14 protein-coding genes, 1 tRNA gene and 2 pseudogenes are annotated in these 20624 nt (G+C 52.7%); 6 read left to right on the top strand and 11 right to left on the bottom strand.

Going from position 1 to position 20624, the window contains the following annotated elements:
• Positions 1–205 precede the first annotated feature (205 nt).
• Positions 206–943: a hypothetical protein gene (locus CS369_RS01815; protein ID WP_196905765.1), complete on the top strand. Its 738-nt coding sequence runs from the start codon at positions 206–208 to the stop codon at positions 941–943.
• Positions 944–1193: 250 nt separating this feature from the next.
• Here the strand turns inward: CS369_RS01815 and CS369_RS01810 are convergent.
• From CS369_RS01810 to lptF, 4 genes and pseudogenes are all read right to left on the bottom strand, one after another.
• Positions 1194–2438: pseudogene (locus tag CS369_RS01810) on the bottom strand (tyrosine-type recombinase/integrase).
• A gap of 198 nt (positions 2439–2636) precedes the next feature.
• Positions 2637–2721: transfer RNA gene (locus tag CS369_RS01805), tRNA-Leu, on the bottom strand.
• Positions 2722–2875: 154 nt separating this feature from the next.
• A complete protein-coding gene (gene lptG, locus CS369_RS01800) occupies positions 2876–3952 on the bottom strand; it encodes an LPS export ABC transporter permease LptG (RefSeq protein ID WP_196905766.1) in 1077 nt (358 codons plus the stop codon).
• Complete coding sequence (gene lptF, locus CS369_RS01795; RefSeq protein ID WP_196905764.1) at positions 3952–5052, bottom strand: LPS export ABC transporter permease LptF; 1101 nt, start codon at positions 5050–5052, stop codon at positions 3952–3954. The genes lptG and lptF overlap by 1 nt, the downstream gene beginning before the upstream one ends.
• A 281-nt stretch (positions 5053–5333) precedes the next feature.
• Between lptF and pepA the strand changes: the two genes are divergently transcribed.
• From pepA to CS369_RS01780, 3 genes are all read left to right on the top strand, one after another.
• On the top strand, positions 5334–6845 hold the full coding sequence (gene pepA, locus CS369_RS01790) for a leucyl aminopeptidase (protein ID WP_196905763.1): 1512 nt from the start codon (positions 5334–5336) through the stop codon (positions 6843–6845).
• Positions 6846–7048: 203 nt separating this feature from the next.
• On the top strand, positions 7049–7498 hold the full coding sequence (locus tag CS369_RS01785) for a DNA polymerase III subunit chi (protein WP_196905762.1): 450 nt from the start codon (positions 7049–7051) through the stop codon (positions 7496–7498).
• 12 nt (positions 7499–7510) lie between these two features.
• Entirely contained in the window at positions 7511–10366 is a 2856-nt protein-coding gene (locus CS369_RS01780) for a valine--tRNA ligase (protein WP_196905761.1), read from the top strand.
• Between the two features lie 254 nt (positions 10367–10620).
• On the opposite strand, the pseudogene CS369_RS01775 reads toward CS369_RS01780, so the two are convergent.
• From CS369_RS01775 to CS369_RS01760, 4 genes and pseudogenes are all read right to left on the bottom strand, one after another.
• Positions 10621–11665 (bottom strand): annotated as a pseudogene (locus CS369_RS01775) (M48 family metallopeptidase).
• A 9-nt stretch (positions 11666–11674) separates the two neighbouring features.
• The gene (locus CS369_RS01770; protein WP_196905760.1) at positions 11675–12856 is read right to left on the bottom strand and encodes a YjgN family protein; all 1182 of its coding nucleotides are present in this window, start codon (positions 12854–12856) and stop codon (positions 11675–11677) included.
• A 310-nt stretch (positions 12857–13166) separates the two neighbouring features.
• Positions 13167–14795 (bottom strand): methyl-accepting chemotaxis protein, encoded by a 1629-nt coding sequence (locus tag CS369_RS01765; RefSeq protein ID WP_196905759.1) that lies wholly within the window; start codon positions 14793–14795, stop codon positions 13167–13169.
• Between the two features lie 84 nt (positions 14796–14879).
• Positions 14880–15941, bottom strand: a complete 1062-nt coding sequence (locus CS369_RS01760; RefSeq protein ID WP_196905758.1) for an alpha/beta fold hydrolase — start codon at positions 15939–15941, stop codon at positions 14880–14882.
• Positions 15942–16319: 378 nt separating this feature from the next.
• On the opposite strand from CS369_RS01760, the gene CS369_RS01755 reads away from it, so the two are divergent.
• The gene (locus CS369_RS01755) at positions 16320–16823 is read left to right on the top strand and encodes a GNAT family N-acetyltransferase (protein WP_196905757.1); all 504 of its coding nucleotides are present in this window, start codon (positions 16320–16322) and stop codon (positions 16821–16823) included.
• Between the two features lie 48 nt (positions 16824–16871).
• On the opposite strand, the gene rraB is transcribed toward CS369_RS01755, so the two are convergent.
• Complete coding sequence (rraB, locus tag CS369_RS01750; RefSeq protein WP_196905756.1) at positions 16872–17288, bottom strand: ribonuclease E inhibitor RraB; 417 nt, start codon at positions 17286–17288, stop codon at positions 16872–16874.
• Positions 17289–17451: 163 nt separating this feature from the next.
• Here rraB and argF point away from each other — a divergent pair, with 163 nt between their 5' ends.
• Entirely contained in the window at positions 17452–18459 is a 1008-nt protein-coding gene (gene argF / locus CS369_RS01745; RefSeq protein ID WP_196905755.1) for an ornithine carbamoyltransferase, read from the top strand.
• 21 nt (positions 18460–18480) lie between these two features.
• Here argF and CS369_RS01740 read toward each other — a convergent pair whose 3' ends face one another.
• Together CS369_RS01740 and CS369_RS01735 are read right to left on the bottom strand one after the other, a co-directional pair.
• Positions 18481–19488, bottom strand: coding sequence for a LacI family DNA-binding transcriptional regulator (locus tag CS369_RS01740; RefSeq protein ID WP_196905754.1), 1008 nt, complete (start codon positions 19486–19488; stop codon positions 18481–18483).
• Positions 19489–19729: 241 nt separating this feature from the next.
• A complete protein-coding gene (locus CS369_RS01735) occupies positions 19730–20197 on the bottom strand; it encodes a YhcH/YjgK/YiaL family protein (RefSeq protein ID WP_196905753.1) in 468 nt (155 codons plus the stop codon).
• Positions 20198–20624 lie beyond the last annotated feature (427 nt).

Here is a 20624-nt window from a genome sequence, read left to right as displayed (position 1 = left end):
GGCTGATGGCTGAAAACCCGGAAATCTCAAAAAGTGCGTGGAACTAAAACCGGTGTGCTTACATAATGCCCCGCGGAATTATTTTTCATGATAGCAAAAAAATGGAATGTCATGGAATCTTGGTCCCATCCGACCTGGTTCATCGCTATATTTTTTGCGTTCTTAGGGTAAAATTCTTAAGGATTTTTCTTTAAGCGCCTGTGAGGTGAACGATGAAGTGATATATGATGTGCTTCTTTCAAAACATTTAGCCCCTTGGGAACTATCAGTGGGTTCGAAGGCCTTATTACCATTCCAGCGTAGTAACGATAAATGGCTCGCTCGTACTGGATCAAATATTGCAGCTCTAGGAGCCTCTACTACCTCAGCAATCAAAGCCATGTTGGCGGCTACCGAGGAAAATATTGAAGATTTCTTTTTACGAATCGATACTGACCGCAAGAAATTAACTACCCAGAGTTGGAGCTCAGAAGACTGGATTGTATTCGGGTCTGCTGGAGGTAAATGGCCATGCGCCGCTTACGCCCGCGGAGAGCAGATTCCCTGCACTAAAACGATAATAGACCAAACGCTCTATTGGGGTGTAGCCAAAAGTGAAGATGAGGCGATATACATTACTGCACTAATTAATAGTCCTGCGGTAATGAATGTAATTATGTCCCATCAACCTAGAGGAGCCTTTGGGGAACGACACATACACAAGTTGGCTTTCGACCGGACACCTTCTTTTGACCAAACCTCAGCTAAACATCTCGACGTTGTTCGCTCGGCGAGGGATTTGATGAATCAGTGGGCTAATCGCCACATGAAAGCTGACATATCCCCCATGCTCTCTCCTAGTGTTCACTTGATTACTCGCAGAAAAAAGACTCGCAATGCACTAGAATTATTACCTGCATGGGAGTCATACGTGGCAGCCACTCAAGCTATATATGAAATTTAATATCATATTTATCTTGGAAGTTTAGCTTTCAATATCAAATGATGGGAAGGGTATATCACTATCCCATCATTTCCGCAGCATGTTAAATTAATAAACTTCCATTATCTAAAATGTAATGGTATCAGTGATGCTCTTCAGCTGATCCTAATTGAGTGGGGGTTATGGTATAGACTTATAGTAACAGGCTGGGATTAGTACCCGACTGTTGTAATTTGTTTGAAGAAATCATTATAACAAATTATTTGTTTACTTACCCAAACTCAAACGGACTAACCACCTTCTTCCTGTTTGCATCAAGATAATCAGCCCACCACTGCAGCATCAGCCTACGTTCTCCAAGATGCTCCGCCTTATGGATATAAGCCGCCCGAACAGAGCTACGCTCCTGATGACTCATCTGTCGCTCTACCGCATCCCTCGACCACAATCCTGACTCAATCAGTGAACTACACGCCATCGTCCTGAATCCATGCCCGCATACTTCCGTTTTCGTGTCATAGCCCATTACTCTCAGAGCCTTGTTCACCGTATTCTCACTCATCGGCTTACGCGGATCGTGATCGCCTACAAAAATCAGCTCTCGATTCCCACTCATGCTTTTAATCTTTTCCAAGATGGAGAGAGCTTGTCGCGACAAGGGAACAAGATGCGGAGTCTTCATCTTCGAGCCACGCTGCGAATGTTTAACACCTTCCAATGGTTCACGCTCTCCAGGAATCGTCCACATGGCCATTTCAAAATCCACTTCTGACCAACGGGCAAATCGCAGCTCGCTTGAACGGATGAAAACCAACAAGGTGAGTTCGACAGCCAGTCGAGTTAACGGCCTACCGGAGTAGTGATCAATGCGATGAAGTAATTCAGGTATGCGGTTAAGCTCCAGTGCCGCACGGTGCTGCCTTTTTGCTGTGGCAACCGCACCGGCAATCTCTTGCGCAGGGTTGTAGTCGATTAAACCACTCTGCACAGCAAAGCGCATAATGGCAGTAGTGCGCTGCTGTAAACGAGCGGCGACTTCGAGTCGCCCGGTTGATTCCACTGCTTTGATGGGTACAAGCAGATCTAGCGTCTTAAGCTCAGCAATATTCCGATTACCGATGGCAGCAAAGAGATTATCCTCCAGGCTTTTCAATACACGAGCGCTATGCGATGCCGACCACTTCTGATTGCTGGCATGCCAGTCTCGGGCGACCACTTCAAACGTTATCGCTTCTTGCTCTTGTTCTACCTTAACGGCTTTCTTGTTCTCACTGGGATCGACGCCATTAGCTAACAGCTTACGGGCTTCATCGCGACGAGCCCTGGCATCTGCCAGCGAAACTTCAGGGTATTTCCCCAGCGCCAACATTTTCTCTTTGCCGCCGAAACGATAACGAAGCCGCTAGTATTTTGAGCCGTTAGGGTGAACCAGCAAAACCATGCCTTCTCCGTCAGTCAGCTTATAGGCTTTTGCTTCAGGCTTTGCTGAACGAACCTTCACATCACTCAGAGCCATGATGAGTATCCTTTCAAGGGTTCTGTGTGGGTACAAACATTATCGAACCGTGATATAACCGCAGTTGTACCCGCATCAGTAAGTTGATGTAGATTGAATCAGGTTGACTTAGGTTGAGTGAAAAAGCGAGGAAAGCCTTGCGGATACTGGATTTCAGGGACAAAAAAAGACGTCCGTTTACGTCTATTGATGTTCCGATGGTGCCGAAGGCCGGGCTCGAACCGGCACGTCTTTCAACGGTTGATTTTGAATCAACTGCGTCTACCGATTTCGCCACTTCGGCACTGAAGTAGTATGCGGAAAACGAGGTGCATTATACCGTTTGAGATTGATGACACAACACTATTCCGCACTCTGGCGCGTTGAATGCTGAAAAAAACAGCGCCAGCACACTTTTTTGCGCATTTTCCCGGCACGCAGTGACGTGCCGGATGCACTCAGCGTCGTTTTAACAGCAACAGCAGGCTGATAACCATAAACAGCAGACTCGGCACCAGCGCGCCCAGCACCGGTGGTAGGCCATACACCAGGCTGAGCTGACCAAATACCTTGTCCAGCACGTAAAACAGGAAGCCAAAGCTGATACCGGTGACGATACGCACGCCCGCAGGCACATTGCGCAGTGGCCCAAAGATAAAAGAGAGCGCCATCAGCATCATCACCGCCACCGAAAGCGGGGCGAACGTCTTGTTCCACATGTTCAGCTTGTAACGGCCCGCTTCCTGCCCGCTCTGTTTCAGGTAGTTGATGTAGTCGTACAGGCCGCGAATTGAGAGCGCATCCGGGTCCAGCGCCACCACGCCGAGTTTGTCCGGCGTCAGGGTGGTTTTCCACTCTCCGCTGATGGTCTGGCTGCCGGAAATCTGTTTGCCATCGCGTAGGTTAGATTCATCAACCTGAGAGAGTTGCCACAGCTTGGCATCGTCATCAAATTCTGCTGAGGCGGAGTAGCGCACAGAGAGCAGTTTTTGTTCCGGGTCAAGCTGGTAGATATTCACGCCCGCCAGCTCTTTATCCCCCACCACGCGTTCAATATAGATAAAATCGTTGCCGTCTTTCGCCCACAGCCCGTTCTGGGTCGAAAGCATCGAGCCTCCGTACATCATCTGCGAGCGGTAGTTGCGCGCCATCTGTTCACCTGCAGGTGAAATCCATTCGCCAATCGCCATGGTAAGCAACACCAACGGGATAGCGGTTTTCATCACCGCGCCGACAATCTGTAAGCGGGTAAAACCAGAGGCCTGCATGACCACCAGTTCGCTGCGTGTCGCCAGCGTCCCCAGCCCCAGCAGCGCACCGAGCAGCGCCGACATCGGGAAAAAGATTTCAATATCCTTTGGCACGCTCAGCAGGGTATAGAGGCCCGCGCCCAGTGCGTTATAGTCGCCACGCCCTACTTTGCGCAACTGATCGACAAACTTGATGATGCCCGAGAGAGAAACCAGCATGAACAACGTCATTATGATGGTATTAAAGATAGTTTTGCCGATATAGCGATCCAGTACCCCAAAAATTAGGCTGCTCCTTGTACTTTCACCCGCGCGCGTAACCGGCGCAGTGGCACGCTGTCCCAGACATTAAGCAGCAACGCAATCCCGATATAGGCCAGATTGGTCAGCCAGATCCACACCATCGGGTCAATTTTCCCCTTGCTGGCATTGGAACGCAGTGAACTTTGCAACAGGAAGAAAATCAGATAAAGCAGCATCGCGGGCAACATGCTCAGCACGCGCCCTTGGCGTGGGTTTACCGCACTAAGCGGCACCACAATAATCGCCATGATCAGCACCGAAAGCACCAGCGTAATGCGCCAATGAAACTCGGCACGCGCGGCGTTCTCATCCGACTGCCACAGTTGGCTCATCGTCATCTGTTCTACGCCGGTGTTCTGGAGCGACACATTCTGGTGCCCGATAACTGCCTGATAGTTGGTGAAATCCGTGATACGGAAATCCCTCAACATCGCCGTGCCTTCGTAGCGAGAGCCCTTGTTGAGCGTCACCACCTGTGCACCGTTTTGGTCAACGTCCACACGCCCACGGTCGGCAATCACCACCGAAGGACGCGCATTGCCGCTCGGGCGCAACTGAGCCAGAAACACATGCTCAAATTCCTGCCCTTTGACATCGCCGACAAACAGCACGGCATTGCCGCCCTGCGCCGATTGAAACTGCCCTTCCACCAGAGCCGCGACGCTCGGGTTGGCCTTGGCTTCTGCCATCACGATATCCTGATGGCGCGAAGACCACGGACTGACCCACAGCGCATTGATCATCGCCATCGCGCCAGTCATCACCGCCAGAATAAAGGCGGCTTTGAGCAGCACCGTTTTGCCCAGTCCACAGGCATACATTACGGTGATTTCGCTCTCGGTATACATGCGGCTGAACGTCATCAGCAGCCCTAAAAACAGGCTCAAGGGCAGAATGAGCTGCGCCATTTCAGGCACACCCAGCCCTAGCAGGGAGAGCACTAAATTTGTCGGGATTTCACCATCAACCGCCGCACCCAATATCCGCACCAGCTTCTGACAAAAGAAGATCAGTAACAGAATAAACAGGATGGCCAGTTGGCTCTTAAAGGTTTCCCGTACCAGATATCGAATGATGATCACGCTTGATTAAACCTTTGAAAACTTGTCTTTTTGCAGGAAAGTCGATAATTTCATCGCTAACTCGCCATTTATACGCATTTGTGGCAACCTTTGTCGCTATGATGCATTACAGAATACCGCGCGTCTGGCGTTGTATCAGAACCTGCTTATCATCACCAAAACAGATTCGCCGCGCCGTTAAGATTAACACAGGTTAGGTAAGTGTAACGGCGGGAAAGTATTACGGAGTGTCACATTCTAGCCATTGGCCCCGTCTTTGTCTTTAAGATTCAGGAGAGTACATGGAGTTCAGTGTAAAAAGCGGTAGCCCGGAAAAACAACGCAGTGCCTGCATTGTCGTCGGCGTGTTTGAGCCTCGCCGCCTGTCCCCTATTGCCGAACAATTGGACAAAATCAGCGGCGGTTATATCAGCGCACTCCTGCGCCGCGGCGAGTTGGAAGGCAAAGTGGGGCAATCCCTGCTGTTGCACTACGTGCCGAACATTCTGTCAGAACGTATTCTGCTGATTGGCTGCGGGAAAGAGCGTGAACTGGATGAGCGTCAATATAAGCAAGTCATCCAAAAAACCATCAATGCGCTGAATGACACCGGCTCAATGGAAGCCGTTTGCTTCCTGACCGAGTTGCATGTCAAAGGACGCAACACCTACTGGAAAGTGCGTCAGGCGGTGGAGACAGCAAAAGAGACGCTCTACACCTTCGATCAGTTGAAAAGCAACAAGGTCGAACTGCGCCGTCCGTTGCGCAAATTGGTGTTCAATGTGCCAACGCGCCGTGAACTCACCAGCGGCGAGCGTGCCATCCAGCACGGACTCGCCATTGCCGCAGGTATCAAGGCCGCGAAAGATCTCGGCAACATGCCGCCTAATATCTGTAACGCGGGCTATCTGGCCTTGCAGGCACGTCAACTGGCGGACACCTACAGCCCGAACATCGTGACGCGTGTGATTGGCGAACAGCAGATGAAAGAGCTGGGCATGAACGCCTATCTGGCTGTTGGACAAGGCTCGCAAAATGAATCGCTGATGTCGGTGATTGAGTACAAAGGCGACCCGAATCCGGAAAATCGCCCTATCGTGCTGGTTGGCAAAGGCCTGACCTTTGACTCCGGTGGTATCTCGATCAAGCCCGCCGACAGCATGGATGAAATGAAATACGACATGTGCGGTGCCGCGACGGTATACGGCGTGATGCGCATGGCCGCCGAGCTGGCGCTGCCGCTGAATATTGTCGGGGTGTTGGCCGGCTGTGAAAACATGGTTGATGGCCGCGCCTATCGTCCAGGTGATGTGTTAACCACCATGTCGGGTCAAACAGTTGAAGTGCTGAATACCGATGCCGAAGGCCGTTTGGTGCTGTGCGATGCGCTGACCTATGTGGAACGCTACGAGCCGGAGCTGGTGATTGATATCGCCACCCTGACTGGTGCCTGTGTGATCGCGCTTGGTCATCACCTTACCGGGTTGATGTCGAACCATAACCCGCTGGCGCACGAGCTGCTCGGAGCATCAGAGCAAGCGGGCGACCGCGCCTGGCGCTTGCCGATGGGCGATGAGTTTCAGGAGCAGTTGGAGTCGAACTTCGCCGATATGGCGAACATCGGCGGGCGTCCGGGCGGTGCCATTACCGCCGCGTGCTTCCTGTCGCGCTTTACTCGCAAATACAATTGGGCGCATCTGGATATCGCGGGCACAGCCTGGCGTTCCGGCAAGGCCAAAGGGGCAACGGGCCGTCCGGTGGCCATGTTGTCGCAGTTCCTGCTTAATCGCGCCGGGTTAAATGACGTAGAATAAAAAGAGGCCGTTCTCTGTCGTCCTCGGCAAAAGCCGGGGACCTCTTACAGGAAGCACGTGTTTCTTCTGTGAGGGATTCCCGCCTACGCGGGAATGACGGTAAGTTCGCGAGAATGAGAATAAGTTTGTAGGAATGGCTCAGAGAACAGACATTGTCAGCAACCCAGGGCCGGTTTATACCGCCCCCTCACCTACAGTAAACAATGAAAAACGCAACGTTCTACCTTCTCGAACACAGTGACGATGTCGATGGGCTTAGCGCCTGTGAGGAGCTGGCCTGCGAGCTGGCAGCGGAACGTTGGCGCAGCGGGCAACGAGTGCTCATCGCCTGTGAAGACGAGCAGCAAGCGTTGCGACTGGACGATGCGCTGTGGCAGCGCGACGCCAGCGCCTTTGTGCCGCATAACCTTGCTGGCGAAGGCCCGCGACAGGGCGCGCCCGTCGAGCTGGCATGGCCTCAGCGCCGGGGCAGCACTTCACGCGATGTGCTGATCAGCCTCCTGCCGCAGTTCGTAGATTTTGCCACCGCTTTCCATGAAGTGATAGACTTTGTCCCTCATGAAGAATCCCTGAAACCGTTGGCGCGCGATCGCTACAAAGCGTATCGCAGCGTCGGCTTTCAATTGACTACGGCGACGCCGCCAACGCACTGAATAGTAGACATAATGGATACCAAATATAACCCGAAAGATATCGAACAGCCGCTCTATGAGCGCTGGGAACAGCAAGGCTACTTTAAGCCAAACGGTGACACGAGCCAGGAAAGCTTCAGCATCATGATCCCGCCGCCGAACGTCACCGGCAGCTTGCATATGGGCCATGCGTTCCAGCAAACCATTATGGATACCCTGATTCGCTATCAGCGTATGCAAGGGAAAAACACGTTGTGGCAGGAGGGTTCTGACCACGCGGGCATCGCCACGCAGATGGTGGTTGAGCGTAAAATCGCCGCCGAAGAGGGCAAAACGCGCCACGATTATGGTCGCGATGCCTTTATCGAAAAAATCTGGCAATGGAAAGCAGAGTCTGGCGGCACCATCACCCGCCAAATGCGTCGTCTGGGCAACTCAGTGGACTGGGAGCGCGAGCGCTTCACCATGGATGAAGGCCTGTCCAAGGCGGTGAAAGAGGTATTCGTTCGTCTGTATAAAGAAGACCTGATCTACCGTGGCAAGCGCCTGGTGAACTGGGACCCGAAACTGCGCACCGCCATCTCCGATCTGGAAGTGGAAAACCGCGAGAGCAAAGGCTCCATGTGGCATCTGCGCTACCCGCTGGCCGATGGCGCAAAAACCGCTGATGGTAAAGACTATCTGGTAGTCGCCACCACGCGTCCGGAAACCGTGCTGGGGGATACCGGTGTTGCGGTCAACCCGGAAGATCCACGTTACAAAGATCTAATCGGCAAGTTCCTGATCCTGCCGCTGGTGAATCGTCGTATTCCGATCGTCGCTGATGAACACGCCGACATGGAAAAAGGCACCGGCTGCGTGAAGATCACCCCGGCGCACGATTTTAACGACTATGAAGTCGGTAAACGTCATCAGTTGCCGATGATCAACATCCTGACGTTCGATGGCGACATCCGCCAGGATACTGAAGTGTTTGATACCAACGGCGAAGCCAGCACGGTATACAGCAACGACATTCCTGATTTCCTGCGCGGCGTCGAGCGTTTTGCCGCTCGTAAAGCGGTGGTTGCCAAGCTCGATGAGTTGGGCTTGCTCGATGAGATCAAACCGCACGATCTGACCGTGCCCTACGGCGATCGTGGCGGCGTGGTCATCGAACCGATGCTGACCGACCAGTGGTACGTGCGCGCTGGTGTACTGGCGAAACCGGCAGTAGAAGCGGTGGAGGATGGCCGTATCCAGTTTGTGCCGAAGCAGTACGAGAACATGTATTTTAGCTGGATGCGTGATATTCAGGACTGGTGTATCTCGCGCCAATTGTGGTGGGGCCACCGTATTCCTGCATGGTACGACAACAGCGGCAAGGTTTACGTAGGCCGTGATGAAGCGGAAGTGCGCCGCGACTATCAGCTCGCCGACACGGTTGAATTGCGCCAGGACGAAGACGTGCTGGACACCTGGTTCTCCTCCGGGCTGTGGACCTTCTCCACCCTCGGCTGGCCGGAACAGACGCCGGAGCTGAAAGCGTTCCATCCGAGCAGCGTGATGGTGAGCGGCTTCGACATCATCTTCTTCTGGATTGCGCGCATGATCATGTTGACCATGCACTTCGTGAAAGATGACGAAGGCAAGCCGCAGGTGCCGTTCCACACCGTCTACATGACCGGGCTTATCCGCGATGACGAAGGACAGAAGATGTCCAAGTCCAAAGGGAACGTGATCGACCCGCTGGACATGGTGGACGGTATCTCGTTGCCTGAACTGCTGGAGAAACGCACCGGCAACATGATGCAACCGCAGTTGGCGGAGAAAATCCGTAAACGCACCGAGAAACAGTTCCCTAACGGTATTGAACCACACGGTACGGATGCTCTGCGTTTCACGCTGGCGGCACTGGCATCGACCGGTCGTGATATCAACTGGGACATGAAGCGTCTGGAAGGTTACCGCAACTTCTGTAACAAGCTGTGGAACGCCAGCCGTTTTGTGCTGATGAATACCGAAGGGCAAGATTGCGGTTTTAACGGCGGTGAGAAAGTGCTGTCACTGGCCGATCGCTGGATTCTGGCAGAATTCAACCGCACAGTGAAAGCCTTCCGCGATGCGCTGGACGGTTACCGCTTCGATATTGCCGCCGGTATTCTGTATGAGTTCACCTGGAACCAGTTCTGCGACTGGTATCTGGAGCTGGCTAAACCGGTGATGAACAGCGGCAGCGAGGCGGAGCTGCGCGGTACGCGCAACACGCTGGTTACCGTGTTGGAATCGCTGCTGCGTCTGGCGCACCCGATCATTCCGTTCATTACCGAAACCATCTGGCAGCAGGTCAAAGTACTGAAAGGTGTTACCGGCGATACCATCATGCTGCAACCGTTCCCGACCTATGATGCCGCCGCAGAAGATGCGCAGGCGCTGGCCGATCTGGAATGGATCAAGCAGGCGATCACCGCCGTGCGTAATATTCGCGCCGAGATGAACATCGCGCCGGGCAAACCGCTCGATGTGCTGTTGCGTGATGCAACGCCGGAAACGCAACGTCGTGTGGAAGCGAACCGCAGCTTTATCCAAACCCTGGCGCGTCTGGCAAGCGTTCAACTGCTGCCTGCCGGTGAAAAAGGCCCAGTGGCGGTCACTTCCCTGCTGGACGGCGCGGAGTTGCTGATCTCGATGCTGGATCTGGTCGACAAAGACGCAGAGTTGGAGCGTTTAGCCAAGGAAGTTGCCAAGGTTGAAGCGGAAATCAACCGCATCGACAGCAAGCTCTCCAATGAAGGCTTTGTTGCACGCGCACCGGAGGCGGTTATTGCCAAAGAGCGTGAAAAACGTGACGGCTATGCGATAGCGAAAGCCAAACTGTTGGAACAGCAGGCCACCATTGCCGCACTGTAATCCATAAGTATCTTGTGCGAATAAAAAGCCCGGACCACCAAGTCCGGGCTTGAGGTTGCTGACAAACGGCCCAGTTCCCACCGTCATTCCCGCGAATGCGGGAATCCTTTGCAGAAGAAACGCGTTTATTCTCACAGAGATCCCAGGCTTTCGCCGAGGATGACAGAGGGGGGGTAAAGTGTCGTTGTTATCAGCTGCTCCCACCGTCATTCCCGCGCAGGCGGGAATCCCTTGAAGAAGAAACACGTTTATTCTCACAGAGATCCTCGGCTTTCGCCGAGGATGACAGAGGGGTCTTGTGCCTTGATGGCATCAAGACGCTGTTGCATTTCGGGATGCGTGCTGAGCCAATCCGGCATAACGCGCCCAAGGTGGTGCTCTTTTTCTGATGCCGCCATCAATTGCTGATAGGCGTCCTGCATCGCCTGAAGCGAACGCCCCTGCCGCTGCATTTCCGCTATCGCCCACGCATCGGCTTCACGCTCCATGTCACGAGAGAATTGCAGCTCATTCACGAAGGCTGCGGACTGTAGCAGGGTATCCCCCACGCCGCTGACATCACCGGTGATCCACATAAACGTCAATGATACCAATGAGGAACGCACCAGCATGCGCATTGGGTGACGGTAAGCATGGTGCGCCATTTCATGCAGCATTACAGCAACCAGACCATCATCGTGGCGCGACAGCTTAACCAGCTCATCGCTGACGATCAGCGTGCCATCTGCCAGCATAAACGCATTTGGGCCAATGTCCGGTGCACTCATCAGGCGCAGGCGCTGCGGGGTGCGCGCCTGACGCATTTCCGGCGGTTGCGCCTGCTCAAACAAGCGCTGCAACTCTTGCTGCCGCGCTTCAGGAAGGGTTGACGGCGCTAGCTCGGTTCGCTCCAGCAAAGCAAGCGTATGCTCACCGAGCTGCTGCTCTACAGCAGTGGGGATATGCAACGCAACTTTGGCACTCAGCCAGGGTAGCACCACATACACATAGCTCAGCGCCACCAACACCGTCGCCAGCAGGGCAAACAGCGCGCCCCGTTTGTACTTCTCCAGCCGATACACCAGGCCAGGAGACTTATGCTGCGCAACCCAGGCACGAAACACGGCATCATCAGCAGGACGAAAGCGCCCGCCATCAGGGAAGGTCAACGTCAGCGGTATTGACCCTAACGCTTGCGAGACCTCAACGTGCGCTAGCATAAACGCCTGTGAAGACGCGTCGTGGCGTGCCAGTACCAATGAGGCATCCAGCTCGCCAAGCGGCACGCCCCGGATACTGATAGTATCCCTCGATAATCATCAGGTCGCCTTAGATGCCCACGTTAAGATCCAGCGCGCTGATAGCCTCTTCCGCCACCGCCGAACGCGCGGTATCACCGTGCGCCTGCACGTTCAGCAGAGAAATGTCACCGCTCACTTGCGTGGCATTCGCCATAAAGCGCGCGTAGCGCACCTGTGCTACCGGTGCGGCTAGCCCCAAAGAAAATAGTGTAATCAGTGTATTGGTGAATAATAGCATCAGGTAAGCGCCCAATTTCACGTTAGAGTGCACCTGCACGTTGTCACTGAGCGTGGTATTACCAAAGATATAGTTGCGTTCCGCCACCACGATATAGCACTTGGCAACCAAACCGCCAATAATCAACGACACATACGCCGCGATCAGTTTGAAGATGTCTTCATAGGGTGACGTGTAGTGCACGCGATGCGTGATATGTCCACCCGTTTGTACATATTCCATGATTGAAAGCAGTACAGCCCCTGAAAACCACAGCGTCCATATCAGGAAGGGAAGAAAAGCCAGCAGGCTGCAAAAAGCAATTTTAATAAATGCCGCTTTACTGATTGCTGCATTAAAGGCCGCGGTGCCAAACCTCAGGTTATTCACATAAAGATCGGCAATCATATACTTCATCACGCCACCCAGCGCAATCAACGCGGGGATGTAAAGCAGTGCAGCCACAATTAGCGGGGTCGCATTGCTGATAAAGGAAGAAAAACTGCCGACAGTGGTCATTAACAGCACCAGCAACGCTACCATTAATAACGGAACCGCCAAAAACGTCCAATAGCCACGTTTTACGCTGCCCAAATAGTTAAAACGCACGCCGCGATAACTGGTCATAATGGCGTTATAGCGCCAGTTCCGAATAATCAGCATCGGCAGCAGCGCGGTAAACACCATCAATACCGCCAACCCGACCAAAGGTACAAACAACAGCAAAATATACAGCAGTACCAGCGCACCAATCACGATGATGCGCCCTTTCAGGATCTGGATGGGCTCGGCGTGATAATCAAAACGATCGCCATTAATCTCGGTATTACCATAAAAATAACGACGGGTGCGTACCGTTGCCCAGGCAAAATAAATACTCAGGGTGATGGTGGTTAATAGCGCATTGACCAGCCAGATTAAAAAATATTCTCCCGATTTCCTATGAAAAACCACGGCATGTTTGCCGTTCCCTTGCGAGATATTGTCACTCATAACACTTTCATCCTAAAAGAAGTGGAAAAATCCAAAAAAATTAAAATAAGTCAAGTTTATTGATGCGATATAATAAAAGCATCTGATTTGAACACGCAAAATAGAAAAAATAAACTTTTTTTGCATTTGATAAATGCATCGATATAAAGATGAATTATGCACTGCGATAAATTTGATAAATCCGGAAAAGAGACAATATTATCGCGCGGGAAAATGCATGCGTCTAATAGGGTTATTTAGTTAGCAGGGTAAATATTTTATATTGATTAAAAACAGGCTCCGCCAATAAGGAGCCTGTATGGTTTACCGATTAACGCACGCCCACCAGTGCCACAGGCGATACCGCTGGGAGCAGCCCATTCTCGGATACATGCCCATCATCCAGCTGAAAACTGGCGATAGCATGCTGCAAGTGAGAAACCTGTTCCTGCAACGATCCTGCCGCGGTTGCCACTTCGGCTACCAGCCCGGCGTTCTGCTGCGTCACACCATCCATTTGATTAATGGCGATATTGATTTGCGAAATCCCCCGGCTCTGCTCACCGGATGCCATCATGATTTCATCCATGATGTCCGCCACTTTCCTGACGTCATCAAGCACTTCGCTCATGGTTTTTCGAGCCACTTCCACCAGGCCAGCGCCTTGCTGAATGTTAGTCAGCGAGTTATCAATCATTGAGCCAATTTCCTTGGCTGCCGTGGCGCTGCGCTGCGCCAGAGTGCGCACTTCGGTAGCTACCACCGCGAACCCTTTGCCCTGCTCTCCGGCGCGTGCGGCTTCTACTGCGGCATTAAGCGCCAGCAGGTTGGTTTGGAATGCAATGCCGTCGATAACCCCAACAATATCGGAGATCTTGGCGGAACTGCGCTGAATAGTACGCATGGTATCCACCACTTCGGAAACCACACCGCCGCCACGCGCCGCCGAGGCCGAGGCCTTCTGCGCCAAATCGTTTGCCTTGCGCGTGTTATCTTCGTTGTTGCTGACTGTCGAGAGGATCTGCTCCATGCTCGATGCCGTTTCATCCAGCGATGCCGCCTGCTGCTCTGTGCGACTGGAGAGATCGATATTGCCGGACGCAATTTCGCCCACGCCAATCCCGATCGCGTCAGTACCGTTACGCACCACGCGCACCATATTCTCTAACCCGTCACGCATACGCTGCGCGGCACCAAACAGCTGCGCGATCTCATTTTTGCCCTGCATTTCAAAACGAGCTCGCAGATCGCCTTGTGCAATGCGATCGAATACGCCAATGGCCTGATTCAATGGTTTGACGACCAGTTGCGTCATCACCAGCCAGGAGAGCAGCGCCAATACCAGCGCCAATACCAGCGCCAGCGTAATCGCTACCGTCAGCATAATCTCCATACGGTTAATGCTGGCGTTGGAGGCGATGTAGGCATCGTCGATGTTCTGACGCTTAAACTGCACCAGTTTCTTGGAAGCGGCATCAAAATCGGCATAGAGTGTGGTGGATTTACCCACGCGCTGGCGATATTCATCCAGATTTCCCGCTTCCAGCACGGCAAGCGCCGGGGTGATAAAGGTGGTCATCAAGGTTTCACGCTTGCTGGCAATCTCGGCGGAAATCGCTTTTTCTTGCTCCGCCTGCGGATAGGTCAAATACTCCTGCCATTTTTCATTGGCACCGTCGATTTTCCCTTTGGCGCGTTTTAATGCCACCGTTGCCGCATCCTGCGAACCGTTGCTCATCAGCGATTCATACAAGCGCAGATCGAGACGCGCGTGCAGCAGTAATTCCGAACTTTCATTCAATGCGACCAGGCCGGGCAACACCTCTTTATCCACTCTGGCGAAGGGGTGGTTCCCTGATTGGGCAGCAAACAGCCCCAGCATTCCGACAAACAGCAACAGCGCTGTCAACGATAAGACCATGATGCTGAGCGTCGTGCGGATCTTTATCTTACGAAACATACATCGTCCCTAGTGATTGTTCATCAAGAGCAAGCCAGGCAAGCGCTTCAGCGTTGAGGCGCCTGCCCGGAAGAAAAACCGCAGTTATTTATGGAAAGGAGCTTTCGCCAGGAATTCACCCAGCGCAGTGCGATAGAAACGGGCGGACATCATGGTTGCGTGGCCAATGGTTTCTGTACTAGCCGGAATCAAGAACAGTGATGCCTGTTTGACCTTCTTCAACGCCGGTTCCAGCGAGCCAATTTCCAACGGATTACGTTCATCATCCGCAGAGTTGATGACCAGCATCGGTGCCTTGATGCGTTCCAAACCGGGCATCGCGTTGTAATCCGCAGAGGAATTCCAGATATAGATGAAGTCATTGGCATCACTGGTCACAGGAGCCGCCAATCGCGCATCCACCATCTTATCCGCCAGCTCACGCGTTGGTGCTTTACTCTGGTAAGCTAGGGTGCCGCCCGTTGTGGCGATACTGAACATGATATTGGCGGTCTGCAATGCCGGTGGCTGAGTCTGATAATCACCGTTTTTCCAGGCCGGATCGCGTTTGATGGATTCGATCAACATGCGGCGCAGCATCCAGTTACGACCTGACAGCGCATTGGGTTGTGATACCATCGGCACCAGCGCATCCATCATGCCCGGGTATTTTTGCCCCCACAGCCAGGTATGCATTCCCCCCATGGAGTAGCCCATAACCAGACGCAAATGTTTGATACCCAACGCTTCCGTCACCAGTCGATATTGTGCCAGCACCATATCATCGTAGTTATATTGCGGAAATTGCGTGCGCAAACCGTCAGAAGGTTTGGAGGATTTTCCCGATCCGATACTTTCGGGAATGATAATAAAGTGTTTCGTCACATCCAGCGGTTGGCCCGGCCCAAACAGCTCACCGCCAAATCCGTCCGCCAGCAGTGCGCTCACCGGCTGGTTGGTGCAGTGCAGCAACAGCACCGCAGGCTTATTGCGGTCACCCAACATGTAATAGTGCAGACGGAGGTCGTTACGCGTTTCACCGGTATGAAAACGGAACTCGGCAGGCCGCCAGTCGCCTTCCTGAGGCTGCAAGGGTTGTGCGTAAGCGAGATGAGATAAAAACAGTAAAAACAGGCTAATCCAACCTGACAACATGCGATGGGCCATACTACTCGTCATCCATAAGGGTAAATGGATTTCAATAATAATGTGTCCCAGGTCACACCACAACATAGATTGCAGACTAACCATTAAATAACAATAATATATTGTCATAAGGTAAATTTCTGGCGCATCCTACAGAATCGAGCAATAATCATCATGTTATGATTAAATAACGTGCAAAACGGCCATATCCGTACGATAACTGTGCCTAATCCATTAGACAAGAAAAAATAAGCGGACAAAAAATCAACATAAGGGATTGAATCGTTGTGAGGCTGCGCGTGGCCAACGCCTGTTAATCCGGTATTGCACAAAAACCCCGTTCAATGCTATTACAGCGTAAGAAAATGTAATTAGCCCCTATCAGTAAGAGTAAGCACCATGACTATCGCCCTTTCCCTTTCTTTGCTGATGTGCCCCATTACCGCACAGGACAATGCTGCCATTGCGGCAGTGATCCGCCGTGTGTCTGCGGAATTTGGCCTGACGGCAGATAAGGGATATACCGTTTCTGACCCCAACCTGGATAACCTCTTTCAGTTTTATAATCAGCCGAATAGCGCTTATTGGGTCATTGGATACGACGGCGAAGTGGTCGGTGGCGGCGGTATCGCTCCCTTGCAGGAGGGGGAAGCGGACGTGTGTGAACTGCAAAAGATGTACTTTTTGCCGGTCTTGCGTGGTAAAGGGTTGGCGCGCCAACTGGCGCTGCAAGCGCTCGATTTTGCCCGCCAGAAAGTATTCCGGCGCTGCTATCTGGAAACCACCAGCACATTGACGCAGGCGATTGCTCTGTATCGCAAACTGGGGTTTGAACACATTTCGCACGCGATGGGCAACACCGGCCACGGAGACTGTGAAGTCACTATGCTCAAACAACTCTAAAACAGCATGCCGAAGGTCACTTCGGCATGCCGATGATGCCCTGAGGCATTAATGACGTTTGCCGTCATCGTCCTCATCATAAAAATCGTCGTCTTCACCGTCTTCACCATCTGGATCTTCGAAGTAAGTGCCCCACCCGTCGTAATTGACGTTGTGGCGTGCAGCTAGTTCGATTAACTGCTCGACCTGCTCATCAATCAGCTCAGCATTGAGTGCCACTTCGCTGATGGCATCGCAGCACATCAGCAGTTTGCCCTCTTCCACTTCCAACTCTTCCGCATCCGTCACTTCATAGCCCATTTTAAAGGCATCAACAGCGACCTTTTCCAACGCGTCGAAGTTTTCCGCCGAAAAGTGGTGTTCGATCGTGTACAGTGCGTCCGGATCGCTACCATCATCCAGCAGTTCTTCGATGATTAGGCGCGTTTCTTCCCGTTGTTCGTCCAGTAAATCGCGGTTTGCCATGTGTCTGTCCCCCGTTAATCTCTACGTTATTGCCGTATTCTCCCACACCCCCGACGCCCTCTCCACCATAAAGTTTGATGCCACCCCTTGAAATTGAATAATTACACATATAAAGTGAATTTTAATTCAACCAACAGCGTTGAGCCACATGGAGATAACTGCAATGAACTCGTTTCACCAGCGTCACTTCTTAAGATTAATGGATTTTACCCCGGCTGAGATCGGCGCACTGTTAAGCTTATCTGCCCAACTGAAAGCCGACAAAAAAAACGGCACAGAAAAACGCTACCTGCAAAATAAAAATATCGCACTCATCTTCGAAAAAGATTCGACCCACACTCGTTGCTCTTTCGAAGTTGCTGCATACGATCAGGGAGCACGCGTCACGTATCTCGGCCCGAGCGGTAGCCAGATCGGCCATAAAGAGTCGATGAAGGATACCGCCCGCGTACTGGGCAGAATTTATGATGGCATCCAATACCGTGGTTACGGTCAGGCGCTGGTGGAAATGCTGGCGGAGTACGCTAGTGTACCGGTGTGGAATGAGCTGACCAACGAATTCCACCCCACACAGCTGCTGGCGGACTTACTGACCATGCAGGAGCATCTGCCTGAGCGCGCTTTCAACGACATGACACTGGTCTACGCAGGCGATGCGCGCAACAACATGGGTAATACCATGCTGGAAGCCGCTGCGTTGACCGGTTTGGATCTGCGTCTGGTCGCCCCCAAAGCCTGCTGGCCTGATGCCAACCTGGTGGCCGAATGCCGAGCAGCTGCCGAGCTGACTGGCGGAAAAATCACGCTGACAGAAGATATCTCCGCAGGCGTGGCCGGTGCGGATTTCATCTACACCGATGTATGGGTTTCCATGGGAGAGGCCAAAGAGGTGTGGCAGGAGTGGATTGCGCTGCTAAAACCCTATCAGGTTAATATGGCGATGCTCGCCGCCACCGGCAACCCGCAGGTGAAATTCCTGCACTGCCTGCCCGCGTTCCATGACGATCAAACCACCACCGGCAAGCAGATGGCCGAGCAGTACGGTTTGCACGGCGGCATGGAAGTGACCGACGAGGTGTTTGAGTCAGCGCACAGCATTGTATTCGATCAGGCAGAAAACCGCATGCACACCATCAAAGCGGTGATGGTCGCCACGCTCGGCCAGGAATAAGGGCCGCGCTGTGCGCCATGCTCAGCGCCTGGCGACGGACTCTCGGATAACCAAGCGACCTTGATGATGGCAAGGCGGTGTCGGCATGGCATCGCCTTGTGACGCCGCCACCAGGCGACCAATCGCATCCTGAATCATGGCAACAATCGGCACATGCACCGTGGTTAAGGCGGGAGAAAAGTAGCACCCAATCAGCATGTCATCGAACCCCGCCAACGACATATCTTGCGGCACCCGCTTTCCGGCATCGAAAAACACCTTCGCTGCACCAATCGCCATATCGTCATTGGCCGCTAGCACACAGGTGACGTCCACATTGCGCGCCAGCAGCGTTTGGGCGGCGCGATAGCCGCTCTCCGGCGTCCAGTCCCCCTCCAGACGTAGCGCCTCATCATGTGCGATACCCGCCGCTTTCAGCGTATCAAGGAATCCGGCAAGCCGCTGTTCACCAGAAGGGGGTCCAGGCAGCCCGGCAATAAAAGCGATGCGCGTATGCCCCTGATCGAGCAGATATTGAGTCATCAGCTGACTGCTATGGTAGTGCTCGATATAGACCGCGTGATTCTGGTGATGGGGTAGCTTACGGTTAATCACGATGATCGGCGTCTCGTGCTGCTCGATCAGCGTTTCCAACTCCTCTGCCGATAAGAATTTGGGATACACAATAATGGCTTCGCAACGCAGTGCCAGCAACATACCGATGGCATTGCGCTCATCCTGCGCACTGTTTTTGCCATCCGCCAGAATCAACTGGCGCTGATGCTTTTCACTGCATGACGCTGCCTGATAGGTCATTTCCGAAAAAAACGGTCCCTGATACAGAGAGTTGGTGATCACCAAACCAATCGAGTTGGTTTTGCGGGTGGCTAACTGGTGGGCAAGCAGGTTTGGACTGAATCCGGTTTCATCGATGGCGCGAAACACGCGCTGCCGCATATCTTCACGTACCACGTTTTTGCCGTTAAGTACGCGAGATACCGTCGCTTTAGAGACGCCCGCCTTTTTCGCCACATCCAGTATCGTAACCATGTTAACTCCTTCCTTAGGGCGCGCGCAGTCACGGCGAGGCCATCATCAACTGTCAGCGAGGAGGCAGCACAACCGCGCTCCCCATCATTACGCGATAAGCACAAACCGCTGCATCGCTGAACGGGACGATATTAATATCTGTGTAGGTGATTATATATAAATATATGAAGGGAGATCAATTATCCCGATGGCGCGCCGTGCGCGGCACCGAACGTCTTCGGCGTCGCGCGCGGTAGCAAGATTACAGCACCAGTGAAGCGTCGATCTTCACGACGGCTTTGCGCACGCGTACAGGTTCACCCACGGCACACAGCGGCTTGTGCACTTCGCTCGGGAATAAGACAACAAAATCAAAATTTTGCATGAAAAAAGTTTTTTCCTGCTCACCGGCAGACAAAAATGCGATGTCTTTATCCGCCAACCAGTCCGTGTCAGGCGTACCCGCAGGCAGATTACTGAAGGTCATACCTTCAACGCCGTTGAGCACAATCTGAATATCCAGATATTTGGCATGGTATTCGGCGCGACGTTGTTCAAACGCTTCAGTGCTGTCATTGGAAACCAGCACAAACACGTTGTTGCCATCGACATCGTGCTTGCCCAGCGGAGTATCGACCGTAATGTTGGCTTTTACGTACTCGATCGCTTCGCGCTGTTTGGCAGGCAGATAAGGAACCAATTCAAGCTGGTGGATATTCCCGGTGATCATAGTAAGTCCTCTCGTGAAAAGTAAAACGTCGTTTTAGCGAACTTTATACTCCGCCATAGGCATTCCCGCTAGTCTACAGTGGCAAAAGTGCTACCTATCCCCTTTATTTTCATTGGCTGAACGCGTAAGGTTTTCTCTAAGCAACCGATTGCCAATACCTAAAAATGCGATTATTGCGCATAAATTAGCGCTTGAAATAGCAAATCGCGCGCGTATAATGCGCCACAATTTGCCAGGAGGAACCATGTGCGCTTGCATCACCACATGCTGTATTTATCACGCTGCTGACCCCTTTTTTCGTCAGCGCGCAGCCTCTTTTCCGGCAATCACCGATCGTTTAAAAAAAGCCCCTCGTTGAAGGGGCTAATGAGATGGTCACCCCCACCCTGTAGCGGTACGCTGACAGGGTGTTTTTCTTTCAGGAGAG

Source organism: Candidatus Symbiopectobacterium sp. 'North America' (assembly GCF_015762685.1).
GTDB lineage: Bacteria > Pseudomonadota > Gammaproteobacteria > Enterobacterales > Enterobacteriaceae > Symbiopectobacterium.
This window is presented reverse-complemented; position numbering and strand designations above follow the sequence as displayed.